This is a genomic window from Streptomyces sp. NPDC050388 (genome assembly GCF_040655635.1).
In the GTDB taxonomy this organism is placed as follows: domain Bacteria; phylum Actinomycetota; class Actinomycetes; order Streptomycetales; family Streptomycetaceae; genus Streptomyces.
Window position 1 is genome coordinate 52,693 of record NZ_JBFAKH010000031.1, and the last position, 22,530, is coordinate 75,222.

22 protein-coding genes and 1 riboswitch are annotated in these 22,530 nt (G+C 68.9%); of the genes, 12 read left to right on the forward strand and 10 right to left on the reverse strand.

The window, feature by feature from the left end; translation table 11 throughout:
• Positions 1-325: 325 nt before the first annotated feature.
• The gene (gene hisC / locus AB0I73_RS19640; RefSeq protein ID WP_363038979.1) at positions 326-1,405 is read right to left on the reverse strand and encodes a histidinol-phosphate transaminase; all 1,080 of its coding nucleotides are present in this window, start codon (positions 1,403-1,405) and stop codon (positions 326-328) included.
• 477 nt (positions 1,406-1,882) lie between these two features.
• Here hisC and AB0I73_RS19645 point away from each other — a divergent pair, with 477 nt between their 5' ends.
• The 3 genes from AB0I73_RS19645 (at position 1,883) to AB0I73_RS19655 (ending at position 5,470) form a co-directional block, all read left to right on the forward strand.
• Entirely contained in the window at positions 1,883-2,989 is a 1,107-nt protein-coding gene (locus tag AB0I73_RS19645) for a LacI family DNA-binding transcriptional regulator (protein ID WP_363038981.1), read from the forward strand.
• A 333-nt stretch (positions 2,990-3,322) separates the two neighbouring features.
• Entirely contained in the window at positions 3,323-4,417 is a 1,095-nt protein-coding gene (locus AB0I73_RS19650) for a metallophosphoesterase (protein ID WP_363039039.1), read from the forward strand.
• Positions 4,418-4,600: 183 nt separating this feature from the next.
• Entirely contained in the window at positions 4,601-5,470 is an 870-nt protein-coding gene (locus AB0I73_RS19655; RefSeq protein ID WP_363038983.1) for a hypothetical protein, read from the forward strand.
• 175 nt (positions 5,471-5,645) lie between these two features.
• Here the strand turns inward: AB0I73_RS19655 and AB0I73_RS19660 are convergent, their stop codons facing one another.
• Positions 5,646-7,061 (reverse strand): VWA domain-containing protein, encoded by a 1,416-nt coding sequence (locus AB0I73_RS19660; RefSeq protein ID WP_363038985.1) that lies wholly within the window; start codon positions 7,059-7,061, stop codon positions 5,646-5,648.
• 138 nt (positions 7,062-7,199) lie between these two features.
• The gene (thiC, locus tag AB0I73_RS19665) at positions 7,200-9,014 is read right to left on the reverse strand and encodes a phosphomethylpyrimidine synthase ThiC (RefSeq protein WP_363038987.1); all 1,815 of its coding nucleotides are present in this window, start codon (positions 9,012-9,014) and stop codon (positions 7,200-7,202) included.
• A riboswitch (TPP riboswitch) is annotated at positions 9,007-9,197 on the reverse strand. It overlaps the preceding gene by 8 nt.
• Before the next feature lie 72 nt (positions 9,198-9,269).
• Between thiC and AB0I73_RS19670 the strand changes: the two genes are divergently transcribed.
• Positions 9,270-10,946 carry a YibE/F family protein gene (locus AB0I73_RS19670; RefSeq protein WP_363038989.1) on the forward strand — a complete coding sequence of 559 codons (1,677 nt, stop codon included), beginning with the start codon at positions 9,270-9,272 and terminating at the stop codon, positions 10,944-10,946.
• A 175-nt stretch (positions 10,947-11,121) separates the two neighbouring features.
• Here AB0I73_RS19670 and AB0I73_RS19675 read toward each other — a convergent pair whose 3' ends face one another.
• The 4 genes from AB0I73_RS19675 to AB0I73_RS19690 all read right to left on the reverse strand — a co-directional run bounded on the left by AB0I73_RS19675 (position 11,122) and on the right by AB0I73_RS19690 (position 13,362).
• Positions 11,122-11,556 (reverse strand): SsgA family sporulation/cell division regulator, encoded by a 435-nt coding sequence (locus AB0I73_RS19675; RefSeq protein ID WP_363038990.1) that lies wholly within the window; start codon positions 11,554-11,556, stop codon positions 11,122-11,124.
• A 98-nt stretch (positions 11,557-11,654) separates the two neighbouring features.
• Positions 11,655-12,380, reverse strand: a complete 726-nt coding sequence (locus AB0I73_RS19680; RefSeq protein ID WP_363039041.1) for an IclR family transcriptional regulator C-terminal domain-containing protein — start codon at positions 12,378-12,380, stop codon at positions 11,655-11,657.
• Between the two features lie 302 nt (positions 12,381-12,682).
• Positions 12,683-12,895, reverse strand: a complete 213-nt coding sequence (locus AB0I73_RS19685) for a DUF5326 family protein (protein ID WP_363038992.1) — start codon at positions 12,893-12,895, stop codon at positions 12,683-12,685.
• 149 nt (positions 12,896-13,044) lie between these two features.
• Positions 13,045-13,362, reverse strand: a complete 318-nt coding sequence (locus AB0I73_RS19690) for a cupin domain-containing protein (RefSeq protein WP_363038994.1) — start codon at positions 13,360-13,362, stop codon at positions 13,045-13,047.
• Positions 13,363-13,420: 58 nt separating this feature from the next.
• On the opposite strand from AB0I73_RS19690, the gene AB0I73_RS19695 reads away from it, so the two are divergent.
• From AB0I73_RS19695 to AB0I73_RS19720, 6 genes are all read left to right on the forward strand, one after another.
• Complete coding sequence (locus tag AB0I73_RS19695) at positions 13,421-13,798, forward strand: phage holin family protein (RefSeq protein WP_363038996.1); 378 nt, start codon at positions 13,421-13,423, stop codon at positions 13,796-13,798.
• Between the two features lie 5 nt (positions 13,799-13,803).
• The gene (locus AB0I73_RS19700; protein WP_363038998.1) at positions 13,804-14,295 is read left to right on the forward strand and encodes a low molecular weight protein-tyrosine-phosphatase; all 492 of its coding nucleotides are present in this window, start codon (positions 13,804-13,806) and stop codon (positions 14,293-14,295) included.
• Positions 14,292-15,464, forward strand: a complete 1,173-nt coding sequence (locus AB0I73_RS19705; protein WP_363039000.1) for a cystathionine gamma-lyase — start codon at positions 14,292-14,294, stop codon at positions 15,462-15,464. The genes AB0I73_RS19700 and AB0I73_RS19705 overlap by 4 nt, the downstream gene beginning before the upstream one ends.
• 223 nt (positions 15,465-15,687) lie before the next feature.
• Positions 15,688-16,593 carry a LysR family transcriptional regulator gene (locus AB0I73_RS19710; RefSeq protein ID WP_363039002.1) on the forward strand — a complete coding sequence of 302 codons (906 nt, stop codon included), beginning with the start codon at positions 15,688-15,690 and terminating at the stop codon, positions 16,591-16,593.
• Between the two features lie 87 nt (positions 16,594-16,680).
• On the forward strand, positions 16,681-17,163 hold the full coding sequence (locus tag AB0I73_RS19715; RefSeq protein ID WP_109376553.1) for an NUDIX hydrolase: 483 nt from the start codon (positions 16,681-16,683) through the stop codon (positions 17,161-17,163).
• 95 nt (positions 17,164-17,258) lie between these two features.
• A complete protein-coding gene (locus AB0I73_RS19720) occupies positions 17,259-18,128 on the forward strand; it encodes a GNAT family N-acetyltransferase (protein ID WP_363039004.1) in 870 nt (289 codons plus the stop codon).
• A 68-nt stretch (positions 18,129-18,196) separates the two neighbouring features.
• Here AB0I73_RS19720 and AB0I73_RS19725 read toward each other — a convergent pair whose 3' ends face one another.
• Positions 18,197-18,619 carry a heme-binding protein gene (locus tag AB0I73_RS19725; protein WP_363039006.1) on the reverse strand — a complete coding sequence of 141 codons (423 nt, stop codon included), beginning with the start codon at positions 18,617-18,619 and terminating at the stop codon, positions 18,197-18,199.
• 134 nt (positions 18,620-18,753) lie between these two features.
• On the reverse strand, positions 18,754-19,962 hold the full coding sequence (locus AB0I73_RS19730; protein ID WP_363039008.1) for an MFS transporter: 1,209 nt from the start codon (positions 19,960-19,962) through the stop codon (positions 18,754-18,756).
• Between the two features lie 142 nt (positions 19,963-20,104).
• On the opposite strand from AB0I73_RS19730, the gene AB0I73_RS19735 reads away from it, so the two are divergent.
• Positions 20,105-20,581: a MarR family transcriptional regulator gene (locus tag AB0I73_RS19735; RefSeq protein ID WP_363039010.1), complete on the forward strand. Its 477-nt coding sequence runs from the start codon at positions 20,105-20,107 to the stop codon at positions 20,579-20,581.
• Positions 20,582-20,619: 38 nt separating this feature from the next.
• Positions 20,620-21,072 (forward strand): GNAT family N-acetyltransferase, encoded by a 453-nt coding sequence (locus AB0I73_RS19740; protein ID WP_363039012.1) that lies wholly within the window; start codon positions 20,620-20,622, stop codon positions 21,070-21,072.
• Between the two features lie 63 nt (positions 21,073-21,135).
• Here AB0I73_RS19740 and AB0I73_RS19745 read toward each other — a convergent pair whose 3' ends face one another.
• A complete protein-coding gene (locus AB0I73_RS19745; RefSeq protein WP_363039014.1) occupies positions 21,136-22,521 on the reverse strand; it encodes a serine hydrolase domain-containing protein in 1,386 nt (461 codons plus the stop codon).
• Positions 22,522-22,530 lie beyond the last annotated feature (9 nt).

Below are 22,530 nucleotides of genomic sequence, written 5' to 3' on the forward strand. Positions count from 1 at the left end.
GCTCCTTACATCGCTGCGTCACAGCGGCCGCTTGATCCCGTTCGTCCCCCACATCCCGGAAGAAACAGGACGCGCTTGTGAACGCGTTCACATTCACAAGCAATTATGACCTACTGCTTTTCGCATCCGGAAGGGGGGTCCCCTGTGACGTCAACCCCTTGGGGATCGCTTCGGGGTGACAGGGACGACAGGGGCGGCAGGGGTGACAAGGACGACATGAAAGCGACACGCTGCCAGAGGGAGGAACGTCAACAGCCGACCGACGGCTGAACCGTCGGCCGGCTGCTCCGGTTGCGGGACTGGGGCGGTCCGAGGCCCCGGGCGGCTACAGCTCCCTGCGGAAGGCCTCCGTCACCTTCAGGAAGATGTCGTTGGCCTCGGTCTCGCCGACCGTCACTCGCGCCCCCTCCCCAGGGAACGGCCTGACCACCACGCCCGCCTGCTCGCACGCCTGCGCGAACGCCGCCGTGCGCTCCCCCAGCCGCAGCCACACGAAGTTGGCCTGGCTCTCGGGGACCTTCCAGCCCTGAGCACGCAGCGCGTCCATGACCCGGTTGCGCTCACACACCAGCGAACCGACCCGGCCGATGAGCTCGTCCTCGGCACGCAGCGAGGCGATCGCCGCGTCCTGCGCGACCTGGCTCACACCGAACGGCACCGCCGTCTTGCGCAGCGCCGCGGCCACCGGCTCATGGGCGATCGCGAAACCCACGCGCAGCCCGGCCAGCCCGTAGGCCTTGGAGAAGGTCCGCAGCACACAGACATTGGACCGCTCCCGGTAGATCTCCACGCCGTCCGGCACCTCGGGGTCACGGATGAACTCACGGTAGGCCTCGTCGAGCACCACCAGGACATCGCGGGGCACCCGGTCGAGGAAGCGCTCCAGTTCGGCCCGCCGGACCACCGTGCCGGTCGGGTTGTTGGGGTTGCAGACGAAGATGAGCCGGGTCCGATCGGTGACCGCCTCGGCCATCGCGTCGAGATCGTGCACATCGCCCGGGGTCAGGGGCACCTGCACAGGGGTGGCACCGCTGATCCTGGTGATGATCGGGTACGCCTCGAACGAGCGCCAGCCATAGATCACCTCGTCGCCGGGGCCCGAGGTGGCCTGCAGCAGCTGCTGGGCGATGCCGACCGAGCCGGTGCCGGTGGCCAGGTGGGAGACCGGGACGGCGAAGCGCTCGGCCAGCTCCGCCATCAGGGCCGTGCAGGCCATGTCGGGGTAGCGGTTGAAGGAGGACGCCGCGGAGGCGATGGCCTCCATCACCCCCGGCAGCGGTGGATAAGGGTTCTCGTTGGAGGACAACTTGTAGGCCACCGGACCATCGGTCGCCGCCGGTTTGCCCGGTTTGTAGGTAGGAATACCCTCCAGCTCGGCGCGCAGCTTGGGGCTGGTCTCGCTCACCGCAGTCCTCCTCCGAAGACCGGCGGCCCATGACCGCCGCCGACATCCAATACTGCTCACCTTATGAGGATTCGACGCGGCAGAGTAGAGAAGCCGCTGCGGAGGGGCGCTGCCGCGTGGGCACGCGCAGCGGCAACGGAAGCCGCCTCCGCGCCATCCGTCCCCTCAGCAACAGGGGCATCGCTGCGTGAAGGCGCACAAAGGGCGTCCGAGCCGGGGGCGCGCCGCACATATATCTACGCGCCGGTGGCTCGCGCCGTGGCGCGCGTCCCCCGTGCAGGTGAGTTGAGACCTCTTCGCAACCTCACCCCCTCGGCAGGCCCGCATGGGCCGACACGCCAGGTCTTGGCATTGGAACATTCAACATCCTTGTTTTCCAAGGAACTTACCCTTTAATGATCATGCAGAAACGTGCCTGTCAACGCATGCATATGCGTCCGCCCTACCTCACCGCATGAGCCCTACTATCGGCTCGCCATGACAGCAGCAGGGAAGCACCAGGTGAGCCGCGCGGAAACCTCACGCCGAGGCAGCAAACCGGGTCGAGCGGGCATCAGGGACGTGGCCGCCGCCGCCGGAGTCTCCATCACGACCGTCTCCGATGCCCTCAACGGCAAGGGCAGGCTCCCGGACGCCACCCGGCGCCACGTCCGCGAGGTCGCCGACAGACTGGGCTACCGGCCCTCGGCCGCCGCCCGTACGCTCCGTACCGGCAAGTCGGGACTCATCGGCCTGACCGTGACGACGTACGGGGAAGAACCTTTCACCTTCACCGAGTTCGCGTACTTCGCCGAGATGGCGCGCGCCGCCACCTCCGCCGCGCTCGCCCGCGGCTACGCCCTCGTGATCCTTCCCGCGACCTCCCGACACGACGTGTGGTCCAACGTCGCCCTGGACGGCACGGTCGTCATCGATCCCTCGGACCAGGATCCGGTCGTCAGTGAACTGGTCCGGCAGGGTTTACCGGTCGTCTCCGACGGCCGTCCGGCCGGTTCGCTCCCGGTCACGGCCTGGGTGGACAACGACCACGAGGCCGCGGTCCTCGGCATCCTCGACCACCTGGCCGCCGCGGGCGCCCGCCGCATCGGCCTGCTGACCGGGACCACGACCGACACCTACACCCACCTGTCGACCACCGCGTATCTGCACTGGTGCGAGCGCGTCGGCCAGGACCCGGTGTACGAGTCCTACCCGGCACACGATCCGTGCGCCGGCGCCGTCGCCGCCGACCGGCTGCTCGCCCGCCCCGACCGTCCCGACGCCGTCTACGGCCTGTTCGACCCCAACGGCACCGATCTGCTCGCCGCCGCGCGCCGCTACGGTCTGCGCGTCCCGGAGGACCTGCTGCTCGTCTGCTGCAGCGAGTCCACCGTCTACGCCAACACCGAGCCGCCCGTCACCACACTCTCGCTCAAACCACGACGCATCGGCACGGCTGTGGTCCAGCTGCTCATCGACGCCATCGAAGGGGTCGACCCGGAACACACGGTGGCGCAGGTGATACCCACCGAGCTGATCGTGCGCACCTCGTCGCAGCGCCGACCACCACGCACGACGGTCAGCCCGCCGCGGTCGCCGGCCTGACCGGCAGAAAAACCACAGGCCCCCGGAAAGAGCGACCGGGCCCGGCTCCCGGAGGGGGAAGGGACGGCTCCCCCTCCGGGAGCCGCTGCTTACGGAAGTGGGCCGGCTGCCCTGAGACGGACGTGCGCGATCCCGGGAGGAGCCGACGCGGCCGGGTGGCCGCGCTGCGGGCGAAGCCCTGACCAAATGGGGCGAAAACCGCGGCGAGCTGGAGTCTTGCTCCGATTCACCACCCCTGGGTCATCACATGGCACGATCCGCGTTCCTATGATGGGCCCACGACACCGCGGGCCGCTGCGACCAGGCAGTCCGACGCGGTGCAGTTGCGGCTTGATGGTGGAGGGGTCGATGACTCAGGGGGCCGGTCAGGGACCCGGGGCGGAGCGCACACCGACGGTGCGCGACTTCCGGGTGCCCGCGTACATCCACGAGACCGGTCCGTACGCCCACAGCATGCACCCCGGCGATGCGGCGGCCCCGCCGCCCCCGGAGAGCCTCCCGGATGGATACACACCCACGCGTCGGGACCTTCCGGTCATCAATCGGGGTGACACTGTGCAGGTGATCGTCGACCCCGCGTCCGTCTCCGCCCCGCCGCCCCCCACCGGGCCCGGCCCGCTGTACGTGGTCGGTGACGTCCACGGGTACCTCGACGAATTGGTCGCCGCCCTCCAGGAGCAGGGTCTCATCGACTCCGCGGGCCAGTGGTGCGCCGGCCCCGCACGGCTGTGGTTCCTCGGCGACTTCACCGACCGGGGACCGGACGGCATCGGCGTCATCGACCTCGTGATGCGGCTGTCCGCCGAGGCCGCCGCGGCCGGCGGCTACTGCAAGGCCCTGATGGGCAATCACGAACTGCTGCTGCTCGGCGCCAAGCGGTTCGGCGACACCCCCGTCAAATCCGGCGCGGGCACCGCCACCTTCCAGGCGGCCTGGCTCCTCAACGGCGGGCAGAAAACCGACATGGACCGGCTCCAGGACCACCACCTGCAGTGGATGGCCCGCCTGGACGCCGTCGAGGCCGTCGACGACCACCTCCTGCTGCATTCCGACACCACCGCCTACCTCGACTACGGCCACTCCATCGAAGAGGTCAACGACACCGTCCGCGAGACGATCACCCGCAACGACGCCGACGAGGTCTGGGACCTGTTCCGCAAGTTCACCAAACGGTTCTCCTTCCGCGACGAGGGCGGCGCCGAAGCGGTGCGCTCCCTGCTGAATACGTACGGTGGCACCCGGGTCGTTCACGGCCACAGCCCCATTCCGTACCTGCTGGGCGAAGTCGGCTCCGAGGACGGCGGGGACGACAGCGGTCCCGTCGTCGAGGGTCCGCACGTCTACGCCGAGGGACTGGCCATCGCGATGGACGGCGGCGTGACGATGGCCGGAAAACTGCTGGTCCAGAAGCTGCCACTCGCCAAGTGAGCGGGTCCCGGGCCAGGCGCCACCGGCCCGGGACCGCACCGGACAACGGCCAATTTCGGTAAACCCCCTGTCACGGCGCACCGTCAGCGCTCTACCATCGGCTTATCCGTAGCAGGCTCCCCTCCGTTTCTGCCCAGCGGCTCGTCAGCATGCCGAGCCACAAGCCCTACGGAGCATCGGGGGATGCACATGAACAGCGTTCCGCAGCACCTGTTGACCGAGGACCGCCAGGAATACGAGCGGATCCTCGATGAGGTGCTGCGCTCCGCACCACACCGCCCGGAACTGACCGCCGTCGGTCAGCGGCTCAACTCCGAACAACTGCGCACCATGGCGCTCAATGCCACCGCGATCATCACGGCGGCCGCGGCGACCGAGTACCAGCACTACATCAAGGTCCGCGAGGAACTGCGCCGGCCACCGGCGTCGGCCGCCCCGGCCGTGCGCGAGTCGGGCTCCTCCGAGCCGGAACCCGGCACAGCGGGGCTCGCCGCCGCCGTGGGGGAGGTCACCGAGACCGCCGGCGCGGGTGCGGTCGCCGTCATCGCCGTTCTGGCACCCGTCCTGGCCGGAACGGCGGCCGTGCTCTTCCTGCTCGTCGGCTACATCCTGCGCATGCTCGACCTCAGCGCGGCCTTCACCCGGACCATGCTCACCACGGGCTGGACGTTCGGCGCCGTGACCGCGGTCGCCATCCTGGTCGCCGCCGTGGGCCTGCTCCTCACCGCGCTGCGCAACAAGCCCTCGGCCCGGAGCGGGCCGTACGTGGAAGTCGACAAGGAGTTGGCCCTGGCCAGGGATGCCTGGCACGAGGCACTGCTGGAGCGGGGGATCATGCCGTTCCTGCGAGACGCTCTCACCGATCCCGGCACGGCAGCCGCACTGCGCTACGCGGCACCGTCCGAACCGACCGGCCGTATCCCGAACCTCGGCTACCACCGGCCGGGATTCACCAGCCCCGGGGAAGGCCCGAGCCGTGGCCCGCGGCCGAGCTACTCGAGTCCGGACTACAGCAGCCCGGACTTCGGGGGGCCGGAACACCAGCCTGAGTAGGCGAACGGCCGAAGTACCGGCCCGATTCCGTAGTCGTCGGCCGGCGCTCCCTCACCGGCGGAGCCCTCTCGAGAGGCTCCGCGACGGGGGGCGTGTGCCGGGTGCACGGGTCACGTCATGTCTGGGTCAGTCCATGCCCAGGTCAGGTCATGCTCAGGTCAGATCGTGCCCCTGGTCATAGAATGCCCGCCCGGCTCGCAGCTGTGATCCACAGCGGGAACTCGGACAGCAGACGGTCGTACAACTCCGGGTCCGGCACGGTGCTGATGTCGTCGACGGCGAAGAACCCGACGTTGTCGACGCGGCGTCCGGGCAACGTGTCGAATCGTTCCAACACGCCGTAGTTCGACCGTCCGAGCCCCACAAACTGCCAGAAGACGGGTTCCTCCACCGCTTCGCGGAGCTCACGCTCGATCTCGGTGTTCCGGTAGACCCCGCCGTCGGAGAAGAACAGCACGAGCGTCGGGGCCGCCGCGGGATTGCTCCCGACGAACGAGCGGACCTCGGCGATGACCTTCTGTTCCTCGTTCTGGATGCCGACCTCCCGCATGTCGACCTGGCTCGGGTCCAGCCCCTTCTTCCGCCCGCGCCGGAAGAGGCTCATCTCCCCCACCCGCACGTGCAGCCGGAGCCAGTCGGGCAGTTCGCCCAGCCGCAGGTCCGGCAGCCGTGCCGGATGCGAGGCGAACGTCCAGGCCTGCATCTCGCCGTCGTCGTCCAACTGCGCGGCGACCGCGGCCATGCGTTCGACGACGTCCGCCACGACTCCCTTGGAGTACTGGGGTGCCATGGATCCGGAGGCGTCCAGTACGAGGATGACGCGCGCGGTGACCTCGGCGGCCCCGTGCTTGCGCAGGCTGACGGCCACCTGCTCCTTGCGCAGCGACAGCCGCTTGCGCATGTCCACGGGCAGCCGCTCCTCTCCCTTGGTGAGGCGCGGAGCGGCCGGGGGAACGGCCGGGACCGGAGGCACCGGAGCAGGAGGCATCGGAGCGGAGACGACAGGCGTGACGGGGGACGCGACGACCGGAGGCACGGCGGCGGGGGCCGCCGGAGGAGCGTCGTCCACGGTGATACCGAAGTCAGTGGCCAGCCCCGCGAGCCCGGAGGCGTACCCCTGGCCCACCGCGCGGAACTTCCACTTCCCCTGGCGCCGGTACAGCTCGCCGCCGATGAACGCGGTCTCCGTGTCGGCCACCATGTCGAACCGGGCGATTTCGGTCTCCGCCCCGGCGTCGAGCAGCCTGAGCACCAGCCCCGGGACCTGGCCGAAGGTCCCGCCGTCGGACGACGCGCACAGCGCGATCCGCTCGACGGCCGGTTCCAGCAGGCGCAGGTCGACCTCGACCGTGTCGGTCGTGGCACCGGCGGTGCTCCGCTTCCCCCGATGTGTCACAGCGTTGGAGGCGTGCCGCGGCTGGTTGTAGAAGACGAAATCGCCGTCGTCCCGCACCCGTCCGGCCGCCGCGAGCAGGAGAGCCGAAGCGTCGATGTCGGGCACACCGGCCCCGGCGGTCCAAGCAAGCTCGACGCGCACCACCGGGGCATCGACGGGAAGGTTGGACCCCTTGCTCATTGATTGCGCTGTCATGGCATACAGTCTGCCGATCCGTCCCCGTGAGCGGCGAGAGGGGCGGGCCCGAACGACCCGCCCCTCTCCCGTTCACCCAGTTCGATTCAGTCAGTTCAGTCAGTTCAGTCAGTTCAGTCAGTTCAGTCAGTCAGTCAGTCAGTCAGTCAGCGGCAGGTACACGCGGTTGCCCGCCTCCGCGAACTCCTTCGACTTCTGCAGCATCCCCTCGGCGATCTCCTCGGCCGAGGCGCCCTCCGGCGAGGCACCGCCGAACCGCTCCGTGATGCTCTGGCTGATCTTCATGGAACAGAACTTCGGCCCGCACATCGAGCAGAAGTGCGCGGTCTTGGCGGGCTCTGCCGGAAGGGTCTCGTCGTGGAACTCCCGTGCCGTGTCCGGGTCGAGGGCGAGGTTGAACTGGTCCTCCCAACGGAACTCGAAGCGCGCGTCGGACAGCGCGTCGTCCCACTCCTGCGCGCTCGGATGTCCCTTGGCCAGGTCGGCGGCATGGGCGGCGATCTTGTAGGTGATGACGCCGGTCTTGACGTCATCACGGTTGGGCAGGCCGAGATGCTCCTTGGGTGTGACGTAACAGAGCATGGCGGTACCCCACCAGGCGATCATTGCGGCACCGATACCGGAGGTGATGTGGTCGTACGCGGGCGCGACGTCCGTCGTCAGCGGGCCGAGCGTATAGAACGGGGCTTCATCGCAGATCTCCTGCTGAAGGTCGATGTTCTCCTTGATCTTGTGCATCGGGACGTGTCCCGGCCCCTCGATCATGGTCTGCACATTCAAACGCTTCGCGATCCGGTTGAGTTCCCCGAGTGTGCGCAACTCGGCGAACTGGGCCTGGTCGTTGGCGTCCGCGATCGACCCCGGCCGGAGTCCGTCGCCGAGCGAGTACGTGACGTCGTAGGTCGCGAGGATCTCGCAGAGTTCCTCGAAGTTCTCGTACAGGAACGACTCCTTGTGGTGCGCCAGACACCACGCCGCCATGATCGAGCCACCGCGCGAGACGATGCCCGTCTTGCGGTTGGCGGTCAGCGGCACGTACGCCAGCCGTACGCCGGCATGAACCGTCATGTAGTCCACGCCCTGCTCGGCCTGCTCGACGACCGTGTCCTTGTAGATCTCCCAGGTCAGCTCCTCGGCCCTGCCGTCGACCTTCTCCAGCGCCTGGTAGAGCGGCACGGTGCCGATGGGGACGGGGGAATTGCGCAGCACCCACTCCCGGGTGGTGTGGATATTGCGGCCGGTGGACAGGTCCATGACCGTGTCGGCGCCCCAGCGGGTCGCCCAGGTCATCTTCTCCACCTCCTCCTCGATGGAGGAGGTCACCGCGGAGTTCCCGATGTTGGCGTTGACCTTCACCAGGAACCGCTTGCCGATGATCATCGGCTCGGTCTCCGGATGGTTGACGTTGGCGGGCAGCACCGCGCGGCCCGCCGCGATCTCCTCACGCACGACCTGCGGCGACACGTTCTCTCGGATGGCCACGTACTCCATCTCGGGTGTGATCTCGCCGCGACGTGCGTACGCCAGCTGCGTGACCGCCCCGCCCGCGCGGCCGCGGCGCGGCTGACGGGGCCGACCCGGGAACACCGCGTCGAGGTTGCGCAGGCCGCCGCGCGGCGAGGTGTGCTTGATCCCGTCGTCCTCGGGACGGACGGGACGGCCCGCGTACTCCTCGGTGTCGCCGCGCGCGGTGATCCAGTTCCCCCGCAGCGGCGCCAGCCCCCTGCGTACATCGGTATCGACCAGGGGGTCGGTGTACGGGCCCGAGGTGTCGTACAGCGTGACCGACTGGCCGTTGGTGAGGTGCACCTGACGGACCGGCACCCGCAGACCGGGGCGCGTGCCCTCGATGTACGCCTTGTGCCATCCGATGGACTTCCCGGCCTCCTCCTGCTCCGACGTCTCCGTCGGGTTCTGCGTGGAGGCAGGCGTGCGTGCGTCCTTGTTGGTCATGAGACCTACTCCCTACGCCGGCATTACCCGGTAACAGGTTCAGCGGTCGACGCAGCGGTTTCCGTCGGTCGGCGTTCCGTGGGGAACACCACTCGGACAGCAGTGATGTTTCATGTGAAACGTCGCTGGGACGGAGGTCAGCGTCCTCTCAGCCCGGTGCTCCGAGCTCCCGCGTGTACAAAAGGTGCCCCCACGCTAGCGTCAATTGTGGCGCGGTGAACAGAGGGCCCTCGTTGTTCTTGCGATGATCGGGCGGTGACCTCGACGCAACATCCCCCGTACCCACCGCCCGAACCACCCCCCGGCTCCGGCGCCCGAAACGGCGGCGGCCGTGGCAGAGGGCCCACGGCCGGCAACAGCACGGGCCGTGAGGACAGCCAGGGAGACGGCTCCGGTTCCGGAGACTGGTTCGGGCGCGGGCCCGGAGCCGGCCACCCGAGCCAGGAGCAGGGGCCGCGGGGGCAGGGGGCGGGACAAGCGCGGGTTCAAGGTCACGGCCGGGGCCCGGAGCCGGGCGGCGGCCACCACGACCGTGGCCCGGGCGGGGACGGCCACAGCGGCGGCCACGGTGGCCCCCCTCCGGTCGACGACGGACACGGGCACGATCCGGACTCCGGCGGCGGACACGGCCACTCGCACGGGCACAGTCACAGTCACGGCCCCGCGGCCCCCGTCTCGAAGCACCTGCGCAAGGTCATCGCGGCGGTCCTCATCCCGTTCACCGCGGCGGTGCTGGTCGGCCTCGTCGTGCTGTGGCCGGGCGGCGCACCGGGACATGAGCGCACCGGCGTCGGTTTCGACCGGCAGACGCAGGAGGCCACGGTCACCAAGGTGGTCGAGGTGAGCTGTTCCTCCGTCAACGCTTCCGGAGGCGTCCCGACCGGCGACACCTCGACGGCCGAGGGCTCCTCCGCGCAGCAGCAGGCGAACGGCACGTGCAAGAGGGCGACGATCCGGGTCGACAGCGGCAAGGACCAGGGCCGCACGTTCACCGAGATCGTGCAGCCGGACCAGTCCCGTCAGCTGAGCGAGGGTCAGGAGGTCGTGGTCGCCTACGAACCTTCTGCTCCGAAGGACCTGCAGTACTCGGTCGCCGACGTGAACCGGCGTCTCCCCTTGGCCCTGCTCGCCGGCATCTTCGCGGTCGCCGTCGTGGCCGTCGGGCGGCTGCGCGGTGTGATGGCACTGATCGCGCTGACGGTCAGCTTCCTGGTGCTGAACTTCTTCATCCTGCCCGCCATTCTGCAGGGATCGAACCCGCTGGTCGTGGCGGTGGTGGGGGCGAGCGCCATCATGCTGCAGGCCCTGTATCTCTGTCACGGACTGTCGGCGCGCACATCCGTGGCGGTGCTGGGCACTCTGGTCTCGCTGCTGCTGATCGGCGTTCTGGGCTCGGTCTTCATCGACTGGGCCGTGCTGACCGGCAACACCGACGACAACACCGGACTGATCCACGGCCTGTACCCCGAGATCGACATGAGCGGTCTGTTGCTGGCCGGCGTCATCATCGGGTCGCTCGGTGTGCTCGACGATGTGACGGTCACCCAGACATCGGCCGTCTGGGAACTGCACGAGGCCAACCCGTCGATGGGCTGGCGGGGACTGTACCGCGCGGGCATCCGTATCGGCCGCGATCACATCGCGTCCGTGGTCAACACTCTCGTTCTCGCCTACGCGGGCGCCGCGTTGCCGTTGCTGCTGCTGTTCTCCATCGCGCAGAGCAGTGTGGGGACGGTCGCCAACAGCGAGCTGGTCGCGGAGGAGATCGTGCGTACGCTGGTCGGCTCGATCGGTCTGGTGGCCGCGGTGCCGGTCACCACGGCTCTGGCCGCCCTGGTGGTCTCGGCCGACCGTACGGCGGCGCAGACACCCGGGGAGAGCGTCCGGGCGGTTCCGGCGCGGGGCGGGAGGGGCAGGCGCCGGAAGCGGTGACCCCGTTACGGCGCGGCGCCGGAGAGCCTGCTGCCGACACATGACCGGCTGCGGCCCGCCTCCGAACGACCGGCCCACCGGAGTGGCTCGTCCATCGGCGCAAAAGCGTTCCTGCACCGATGTGACGGAACACGATGAACGGTTCCGCCACCGGCTGTCCGAGTGGCGGAACCCTTTACCCGGCGCCCTGCTCCGCCAGGATGCGGTCCAGTGCGTCGTCGAGATGGGCGTCGAAATCGGCGAGCGCTCCCTCCTGGCCCAGCGGCACCAGCTTGTCGGTGCGGTCGAGAAAGGCCACGAGCGGCGCCGTCGACGAACGGAACAGCGCGTGGTCGCCACCGACCTGAAGCCGGATCAGCACCTCGCCCAGGACGCCGGGCTCGACCGGTGACACCCGCACGTCACCCTCGCCGCATGGTCTACCGACGCCGTCGATCAGCAGCTCTCTGCCGAACGCCCAGGTCACAGGCGCGTCCCCGGGAAGATGGAAGGTCAGCCGCACGGCGTAGGGATCACAGGTGTCATAGCGAAGCTCCACCGGGATGCGGAAGGACAACTCCTCCGACACGAGAAAGCTCATCATGACCTCTGCCTGTACGGACTCGCGCATCGCCTACCCCGTCATTAGCCGCGGACCAGCCGGGAATGGACCCCTGACACTGGGGGAATCTTGCTCAACGTACACGGTGAATCACAAGGAGTGAGTTTTCAGATGGTGATAGAGAGCCCCAACGGCCCGAGCAGACGGCCCGCTTCCGTCTGCAGTTGTTGCGCGGCGGGGAGCAACCGGTGGGCCTGATGCGCGGGCAGGGAGACGGCGATCGTCGCAGCCGTGGTGCCGGCCGTGATCGGGACGGCCGCGCACACCGTGCCCAGGGCGTATTCCTGGCGCTCGATCACCGGTTCCATGCGCCGGGTCCGCTCCAGGCGCCGGAGAAGACCGTGTGCGTCGCGCACGGTGTACGGCGTGACGGGTTGCACGGGGAAGCGGTCGAGGTGGTCGCGGCGGGCGGCCTCGTCGAGCTGGGACAGCAGGCACTGCCCGATGGCGTGCGCGTGGCCGGTCGCCCGGAAGTCCGCCCATTCCTGGACCGCGGGATTGCCGGGAGTGTCGGAGACGCACACGAGGTCGATCTCGCCCTCGCGGTACACCGCGTAGTACACGGGAGCCCTGATCGCGTCACGCCACCGCGCGAGCGCGTCGACGACCGTGCTGCGACGTTTCTGCGGGGCCCCGCTGCTGCTCAGCCTCTCGGCTGCGTCGCCGAGGAAGAACAGCCCTTTGTCACGGCGCAGATAGCCCTCGTGCACAAGGGTGCGCAGCAGGTGGTACGTCGTGGGAAGGGCCAGTCCGGTCTCGCGGGCCAACTGTTTGGCCGGGGCTCCGTACTCATGCCCGGCGACGGATTCCAGCAGACGCATCGCGCGCTGCACGGAGCCGATGAGGGTGGCGGTGGGCGCCGGTTCGGAGACCGCCCGCGCACGGGGCTGGCAGGGAACAGCAGGCAGATGTGCGGTGACGGTGTCGGCCGTGGCCAAGGGTCACTCCCGAAGCGAGGGGGCAGCCCGTGCGGGGGAACACGGGTGGGGGTGTACGCCGCTCGCGGGGATTGTCCCCGCATGGCGTTCCGGACTCTAACCGTCTGTCACCGCACGCGGACGGTCCGTCCGGGAAACTTCCCCCGCCCGAGGGAACCGGTGTCGCCCGTTACCGCTTCACCGGCTCCCCGTGGGGCTCACCAGTCGCCGCGCGACGACGAACTCGACGTGAACTTCCGTACGACGTAGATGACTCCGCCGACCAGTGCAGCGAAGACCAGCACCTTGAAGAGCAGGGCGATCACGAAGCCGACCACGCTCGCTATCAACCCCCCGAACACGACCAGGGCGATGACCGGCACCGCGATCCACTTCACCCACCACGGCAGTCCCGTGAAGATCTCTCGCATCGCCTTCGTCCTTACCTCTCCGCCCGCCTTGTGCCGGGTCGCGTGAATGATGTCCTGCACTCGATGCTAGGTCGCCGGGAGCCCCACCGGGGGCCTCGGATCCCTTGTCCTCCCCTGACCGATCCCCTAGGGAACCCCGAGACCGCGGCTCAGCTCTCGGGGGGAGAGAACACCACCAGGACCCGCAGGTCCTCACTGATGTGGTGGAACTTGTGCGCGACCCCCGCCGGCACGTACACCACGCTGCCGCGTGCCACCTGCGTGGTCTCCATGCCGACAGTGATCGCCGCCCTGCCGCTGACGACGAAGTACACCTCGTCCTGGTTGTGCGGCTGCTGCGGATCCTGCCCGCCCGCGTCCAGGGCGTACAGACCGACCGACATGTTCCGCTCCCGCAGGAACTGAAGGTACGCGCCCTCGTTGGCGGCGCGTTCGGCCTCCAGTTCGTCCAGCCGGAATGCCTTCATATCCTGTCCGCCCCTGCCTCACTGCTCATGTCCGGTCCTGTCTGCCACGATCAGACACATGAAGAATTTCGTAGTCAAGACGATCGCCAACGCCGCCGCCCTCGCGGTGGCGGTGTGGCTGATCGACAAGATCACCCTCACAGGTGACAGCACGGGCAAGGAGATCGGCACCCTCATACTCGTCGCGTTGATCTTCGGCGTGGTGAACTTCCTGGTCAAGCCGATCGTGCAGCTCCTGAGCCTCCCGTTGCTCATCCTGACGCTCGGGTTGTTCACACTGGTGGTGAACGCGCTGATGCTGCTGCTCACCTCCTGGCTGGCCGGCCAGTTCGACCTGAGCTTCCATGTGGAGGGCTTCTGGACGGCCGTACTGGGCGGTCTGATCATCTCGGTCGTCTCCTGGGCCCTCAACGTCGTTCTGCCCGACGGGGACTGAGCACCATGACGTACCGCGTCTGTTTCGTCTGCACCGGCAATATCTGCCGTTCCCCGATGGCCGAGTCCGTCTTCCGCGCGCGTGTCGTGGAGGCCGGCCTCGACGGCACGGTCGAGGTGGACAGCGCCGGCACCCACGGCTGGCACGAGGGCGACGGCGCCGATCCCCGCGCGGTGGCCGTCCTGGAGGAGAACGGCTACGCCGCGGGCCACACGGCCCGGCGGTTCGCCCCGTCGTGGTTCGCCCGTCTCGATCTCGTCGTCGCGCTCGACACGGGCCACCTCGAAGCACTGCGCCGCCTGGCACCCACCCCACAGGACGCGGACAAGGTTCGCCTGCTGCGCTCGTACGACCCCGGGGCGGGCGACGATCTCGACGTACCGGACCCGTACTACGGAGGTGCGGACGGCTTCGTCGCATGTCTTGAGATGGTGGAGGCAGCGAGTACCGGGCTGCTCACCGCGGTACGCGAGCAGACGGAAGGACGAGCGGCATGAGCGATTCCACGACGGACGGCGGCCACGGGACGGGCCCGAAGAGGCCCTTCCCCGGTGAGGGCACACGCGCGGTGCGGGCCGGACTGCCCGAGCCGGTCAAGCACGAACCGACCCTGCCCGGCCCCGTCTTCGCCGCCCATTTCCACCTGCCCGGCGACCCCTCCGGCCCCTACACCTACGGCCGGGACGAGAACCCCACCTGGACGCTGCTGGAGCAGGCCATCGGGGATCTGGAGGCACCGGGGCAGGACGGCACCGAGACCCTGGTGTTCGCCTCGGGCATGGCCGCGATCTCCTCGGTGCTCTTCTCGCAGCTGCGCACCGGGGACACGGTCGTCCTGCCGGACGACGGCTATCAGGTACTGCCCCTGGTGCGCACCCAGCTGGAGGCGTACGGCGTCGAGGTGCGTACCGCACCGACCGGCGGCGACGCCCAGCTCGATGTCCTCGACGGCGCGCGGCTGCTGTGGATCGAGACGCCGTCGAACCCTGGGCTCGACGTGTGCGACGTGCGGCGACTCGCGGAAGCAGCACGCGCGCACGGCGCGCTGGTCGCCGTCGACAACACCCTCGCGACACCGCTCGGCCAGCGTCCGCTGGAGCTCGGTGCCGACTTCTCCGTGGCCAGCGGAACCAAACAGCTCACCGGCCACGGGGACATCCTCCTGGGGTACGTCGTCGGCCGCGACGCCGAGGCGATGGCCGCCGTGCGCCGCTGGCGCAAGATCGTCGGCGCCATCCCCGGCCCCATGGAGGCATGGCTCGCGCACCGCTCGATCGCCACACTCCAGTTGCGGGTCGACCGGCAGAACGCCACCGCCCTGACGCTCGCCCGGGCCCTGCGGGAACGGCCCGAGGTGACGGGGCTGCGCTATCCGGGGCTGCCGGACGACCCCTCGCACCGGATCGCCTCGCAGCAGATGCGGCGCTTCGGGTGCGTGGTGTCCTTCGCGCTGCCCACACGCGCGCGTGCGGACCGTTTCCTCGAGGCGCTGCGGCTCGTGGACGCCGCGACCAGCTTCGGCGGCGTGCGGTCCACGGCCGAGCGACGCGGTCGCTGGGGCGGGGACGCGGTTCCGGAGGGCTTCGTCCGTTTCTCCGTCGGAGCCGAGGATCCGGCCGACCTGGTGGCGGACGTGCTGCACGCACTGGACGAAGCAGCCGCCTGACCGAGCCGTCCGGGCAGGTGACAGGCGTCCTGCTGGGGACGACGGGCGGTCCGAGCCTCCCCCCTCGTGGCTCGGACCGCCCTCGGTTCTGCGCGCGAAGAACCGCGCGACCAAGGCTAGTTGACTCAGTGTCAGTGTCCAATCACCGTAGCGACAGCGACCTATCGACATATTTATAGTTGAGCCAAGGTGGCAACGGGGCTGACGAAGAGGAGGGCGTGCTGTGGACCTGGCCTTGTTGCGGACCTTCGTGACCGTGCACCGAGCCGGCTCCTTCACCCGGGCCGCCGCCCTGCTCGGCCTCTCCCAGCCGGCCGTGACCTCACAGATACGGACCCTGGAACGACAGCTGGGTCGGCCCCTGTTCCTGCGGCAGGCCCGCGGTGTGACACCGACGACCATCGGGGACGAACTCGCCCACAAGGCAGCGCCGCATCTCGACGCTCTGGTGGAGATCACCGAGACCGGACTCGAGGAGGACTCCTCCTCGCGGACACTGCACCTGGCAGGGCCTCTCGAATTCACTGCTGAGCGGGCGGTGCCCGCGCTCACCGCGCTGGCTCGCGAGAACGGCCACAGCTTCGCCTTACGCACCTCCTTCGGGACCGCCGAGGAGACGTTGGAAGGGCTGGCCGCGGGGCGACATGATCTGGCCATCAGCACGGTCCGGCCGCGTGGCACGCTACTCTCGGCGACCGCGCTCTGCGACGAGGAGCACGTCCTGGTCGCCGCGCCCCGCTGGGCTCGGCAAGCCGACTCCGACAGGCTCCACCACACCGGGGGATCCGCGCTGGGACAGATCCCGGTGATCGAGGTGCACGAGTCACTGCCCCTCGTCTCCCGCTACTGGGCCTCTGTCTTCGATTCCCGCCCTGGTACCCCGGGTACCGTCATCGTTCCGGATCTACGCGCGGTGCTGGCCTGCGTCGCCGCGGGTGCCGGGCTGGCCGTACTGCCCCGGTACCTGTGCACGGCCGCACTCGAACGCGGAGAGGTGATCGCGTTGCACGAGCCCGCCGTGCCACCGCTGCGCACGTACTTCCTGGTGGTCCGAAACGGCACGCTGGCGATGCCGCATGTCGCGCGCGCTCATGAGTGGTTGCAGCAGACAGCCGCCGACTGGTGCTGATCCTTCGGCCGCGCGGCTCATCCGGGAAAACCGGCCGGTGGCGTGTCGCGATGTTTCACGTGGAACAAGCTGGGCCACATTTCCTCCATGACCGTCCGCCCCGTGGTCAAGCGCACCGCCCGTGCCGTCCTGCTGGACGGTGACCACTTGATCCTGATCAAGCGAACCAAGCCCGGCGTGGATCCCTACTGGGTCACCCCCGGTGGAGGAGTCGAGCCGGAGGACCCGACCGTCGTCGACGCTCTGCACCGAGAGGTGTACGAGGAACTCGGCGCCAAGATCACCGACGTGGTGCCCTGCTTCGTCGACACGGTGGAGCACATCGGCGAGGACGGTGGCGCCACCGGTGTGAAGGTGCAGCATTTCTTCGTGTGCCGTCTGGAGTCCATGGATCCGTCGTTGCGACACGGCCCGGAGGTCGACGAGCCCACCGGCGAGTACCAGATCGTCCGCGTGCCGTTCACCCGCGTGGGCATCGCCTCCGTCCATCTCGTCCCGTTGTCACTACGGCACTACCTGGACGGCAACATCGAGGGCGTACGCGCCATGCACGCTCCCGACCTGGGATGACGAGGGCATCACGCGAAGGACACCGGCTCGTGGGCTTCCCGGAGATCTCGGAAACAGGTGGACACCAGCAGCCTCCGTCGGACAGCCTGACCTGCGTGCCGACCCTCTTCCTTGCTTCTCTGCCCATCCGTCGCCTCACCCCCCGCGATCTCTCGGCCTGCGCCGACCTGTCCGAGGATCGCGGGTGGCCGCGTGAAGAACACAAGTGGGGGCTCCTTCTCTCCGCGGGGAAGGGCTATGGGATCGACGATCCCGAGGGCGGTCTGGGCGCCGCCTGTGTCGTCACCGAGTACGGCCCTCAGGAGCGTCCCGCGCTCGGAGCCATCGGTATGGTTCTGGTCGCCGAACGGCATGCCCGCCAGGGCATCGGACGCCGCCTGATGCGCCACGTCATGGCGGCGATGAGCGCCACGCCCCTGACACTGCACGCGACACCGAACGGCCTCCCCCTCTACGAGGAGCTCGGCTTCCAGGTCGTCGGCCGGGCGGAGATGCTCCGCGGGCACTTCGTCCCGAGCGGGGCAGAGGTTCCAGGGGCCTTCACCCGCACCGCCACCGCCGCGGACCTGCCCGCCCTCCTCCGGCTCGACGAGGAGGTGTTCGGGGCGGACCGTACGCACATCGTCACCCGACTGCCCTCATTCGCCGACCAGGTGCGCGTGGCCGAGGAGGACGGCCGGATCATCGGTTACGCGGCTGCGTGGCCCAACATGGACACCCATGTCGTGGGCCCGCTGATCGCCCGCGACACCCCTACAGCCATGACACTCCTCGCTTCCCTCGCCGCTCACACCGACCGACCGCTGCGGACGGACATCGATGTACGGCATGGAGAGCTGCTGGCCTGGGCGAAGGGCCGTGGTCTGGCGTCCATCGCCTTCAACGCGGTCATGACGTACGGGATCACGGAGATGCCCGGGGACTGGACCCGAAGGTTCGCCCCCGTGACGGTCGCGGCCGGCTGAGGCTCCGGACACGACGACGCCGGTTCCCGGAGGTTTCGGGAACCGGCGTGCTTTGTGGGGACCGTCCGTCAGGCGAGGGCGTCCACGGCAGCCGTGGCGAAGGAGTGGTCCTGCTCCGGTGCACCACCGCCGACGCCGACCGCACCGATCAGACGGCCACCGCGCCGGACGGGCACACCACCGGCGATGAACAGCAGCGGTCGGTCCAGCGCGGTGGGCAGGGTATGGAAGAGCCCTCCCGGTCGCACGGTCTCGACGAGGTCCGCGGTGGGCGCGTCCAGCTGAAGTGCGGTGTACGCCTTGCGGGTGCTGGTCTCACCGGAGATCAGCACGGCGCGGTCGTCCCGCCGGAAAGCGAGCAGATGCCCTCCTGCGTCCAGGACGGTCACGCTGACCGTGACCCCGGCGGCCTCGGCAGCCTGGTGTGCGGCCGTGACCAGGGCTTCGGCGTCGGCGGTGGTGAGCGGGGCGACAGCGGTGGTGGTGCTCATGAGCAAGTACTCCTTGGTGTACGGGCGATGCCGGGTGATAGCGGTGACGTCGGTGGTCGTGATGAAGAAGTCGGCCGGTGGCGGCCGAAGACGGGGTGAGGACGGCCCCGGGCTCGCTCTCACCGGCGTTCAGATCAATGGGGGACCGAGGTCCGCTGTGTGGTGGGCGCCGAGCCTGCGACCCGGGCGCTGGAGGCCTTGTCCCGGTGGCCGAGGGCGGCGGACACGAAGGCCAGCACCAGGGCACCCGCCGCAAGGACGGCGCCGACCCAGTTGGGAGCGGTGTAACCGAGCCCTGCCGCGATCACGAGACCGCCGAGCCATGCGGCCAGGGCGTTGCCGAGGTTGAAGGCGCCGATGTTCATGGCCGAGGCCAGGGTGGGGGCGCCGTGAGCCTGGTCGAGAACCCGTTTCTGCAGGGGCGGGACGGTGGCGAATCCCAGACCGCCGATCAGGACGATCGTGACGGCCGCCAGGATCTTGTGGTGCGCGGTCAGTGTGAAGAGTGCCAGGACGACGGCGAGAGCGCCCAGGGACACGTACAACATGGGCATCAGAGCGCGATCCGCGTACTTGCCGCCGATGAGGTTGCCCCCGACCATGCCGAGGCCGAAGAGGACCAGCAGCCAGGTGACGGATCCGTCGGCGAAGCCGGCGACGTGCGTCATCATCGGCGCGATGTAGGTGATGGCCGCGAAGACACCGCCGAAGCCCAGGACGGTCATCGCCATGGCCAGCAGGACCTGTACGTTCTTGAACGCGGCCAGTTCGTCACGCAGCCGTACGCCCTCTGGCCGGGGAAGGTCGGGAACGAGCTTGGCTATGCCGACCAGACCGACGGCACCGAGCGCGGCGACGATCCCGAACGTGACGCGCCAGCCGGCGGACTGGCCGACGAGAGTGCCCAGGGGAACACCGACGACATTGGCGACGGTCAGTCCGGTGAACATCATGGCGATGGCTCCGGCCTTCTTGTCGGGGGCGACCAGGTCGGCCGCGACCACGGAGCCGATACCGAAGAAGGCACCGTGGGCCAGCGAGGCGATCACCCGCCCGAGCAGCATGGCGCCGAAGACGGGGGCCAGAGCCGAGAGCAGGTTCCCGGCGATGAACAGGCCCATCAGCAGCATCAGCATCCGCTTGCGGGAGACCTTGGTGCCGAGCACGGTCATCAGCGGGGCACCGAACATGACACCCAGGGCGTAGCCGGTCACCAGATGGCCGGCGGTGGGAATGGAGACGCCGAAGTCACCTGCGACCTCGGGCAGCAAACCCATGATCACGAACTCCGTCGTTCCGATCCCGAAGGCCCCGATCGCGAGGGCGAGGAGCGCGAGAGGCATGAGGGAAACAGACCTTTCAACTAGTTGCGCATGCGCTTTACAGGCAAGGACAATAGTTGCATGCGCGGTATAGTTGCAAACGCGGTCTATTTCGCCCTTGCTTTACCCTGGCCTCAGCAGCACCTGAACGGAGGGAACGTCCATGACCGCCACGGACCCCGCACTGACCGCCCTCACTCAGGGCTGGTGCGCGCTCTCGCTGCTGCACGGGAGAATCGAGGCCCATATCGAGCGGGCCCTCCAGGCTCAGCACGATCTGAGCGTGCGGGAGTACTCCCTGCTGGACGTCCTGAGCCGACAGCACGACGGCGTCGGGGGGCATCTCCAGATGAAGCAGGTGGCCGAGGCGGTCGTACTCAGCCAGAGCGCCACCACCCGCCTGGTCACCCGGCTCGAGAACCGCGGCCTGCTGGAGCGCTACCTGTGCCCCACGGACCGGCGCGGCATCTACACCAATGTCACGCAGGCCGGTCTCCTGCTTCTGGAGGAGGCACGGCCCACCAATGACTCCGCGCTGCGCGAGGCTCTCGACGCGGCGGCGAAGAACCCCGATCTGGCCCCGCTGGTCCGCGCAGTGGAGACACTGAAGACATCGGTGTCGGTATCGGTACCTGCATGAGGCAACCTCCTCGGCACATGTCTGCGTAGGGTGCGGCCATGGGAGATCTTGAGATACGCCCCGTGGCCACCGACGACATCCCGGCGATCGTCGACATGCTTGCGGACGACCCCTTGGGCGCACAGCGTGAGTCGCCGGACGACCACCGCCCGTACCTGGCCGCTCTGGAGCGGCTCAGCGCCGATCCGAACCAGCATCTGGTCGTCGCGGTCCGCCAGGACCGTGTCGTCGGCACGCTCCAACTCACGATCGTCCCCGGGCTGTCCCGGCGCGGTTCCACGAGGTCGATCATCGAAGGCGTCCGCATCCACAGCGACGAGCGCGGCAGCGGCCTCGGGACCCGGCTCATCGAGTGGGCCATCGACGAGTCCCGCCGCCAGGGCTGTCAGTTGGTCCAGCTGACCTCCGACAACACCCGCACCGACGCCCACCGCTTCTACGAGCGGCTCGGCTTCTCGGCTTCCCACGTGGGTTTCAAGCTCGCACTGTGAAGGCAGGCAGGGGGCTGTTTCACGTGAAACAGCCCCCTGGGCAAGTTGCCGTGCCATCGGGCCCTATCCGACCCCCCGCCATCCCTCGGGATCCACTCCGCCCGGCACGAAAGCTTCCTCGTCATACGGTCGACGGCTGAACACGAAGGACCCGAGGTCCAGATGGCTCACCGATCCGTCCGGCCGTCGTACGGGCTTCAGGAGCTCTCCGGCGTAGTAACCCTCCAGTCCTGTCCAGGTGCCGTCGCCGTTCGATCGGAAACTCGAGCTACGGCCCTTGCCGGACAGCGGCTCCAGCGAGACCAGTCCGTCGGCAGACAGCCGCAGGGCAAAGCCGAGCGTCCCCCAGTACCACTGCCCCACCAACTCCAGCACAGCGGAGTCCGCCTCCCGCAACGGCCTCCAAGGCGCGGGGATACGGGGTTCCGCCTCGGCAACGATCCGAACGAGATCGGCGGCGACCGGGAACAGCAGGGGTCCGGACGTGCAGTTGGCCAGGACCACTGCGGCCACGTCGTCCTCCACGCTCATCACAAGACAGGCGAGGAAACCGGGCAGTGATCCGGTGTGCCCGATGAGGGCCTGCCCGTCCCGGTGACGCACCTCCATTCCCAGGCCGTACGCATAGCCACTCGCCACGTCCGCCGCCTCCGCCGGCGCCGCCGGCCTCCTCATCTCTCGCAACGACCCGATATCCAGCACCCGTTCGTCGCCATGGGCCAGAAACGCGGCAAAGCGCGCCAAGTCGTTCGTGGTGGACCAGAGTTGCCCGGCGGGCGCCATCCGTCCGAGGTCCTCGGCGGGCTCACGCTGCACCACGTCGGCCCACGGATGCACTGCCCAGCCGTCCGCGTACGGCACCTGCGGACGCACACCCGTCCGATGCAGGCTCAGGGGTTCGAGGACTTCACGTCGGAGAACGGCCTCCCATGAAGCACCGCGCACCTTCTCCACGAGCGCGCCGAGCAGCGCGTATCCGGGGTTCGAGTAGTGGAACCGCCTACCGACCGGGTGGACCAGGGGGTGCTCGCCCAGTACGTCGGCGAGGTCGGGCCGCAGGGAGCCAGGAGTGCGCTCCCACCAGGGGCCCGGCGTCTCAGCCGCCAGACCGCCGGTGTGCGCGAGCAGTTCGGCAATGGTCGCCTCCCCCACGCCCGTACCCGGCAGGTACTTCTCCAACGGCTCGTCGAGGTCGATCGCCCCCTCGTCACGCAGCCGGAGCACCAGAACGGCGGTGAAGGTCTTGGTGAGGGAACCGATCCGGTACTGCGTGTCCCCGTCCGGCGCGTGCCCCTCCAACGACGTCCGCGCGCCCGTCCACACCGCTTCTCCGTCCCGCACCACGGTCGCGACGAGAGACGGGGCCCGCTCTTCGGCCTGGGCGACGGCGATCCGGCGCAACAACGCCCGACGCGTGCCGGCCAGCAGTTCTTCCTGAGGTGTCGTCATGCCCTCAGT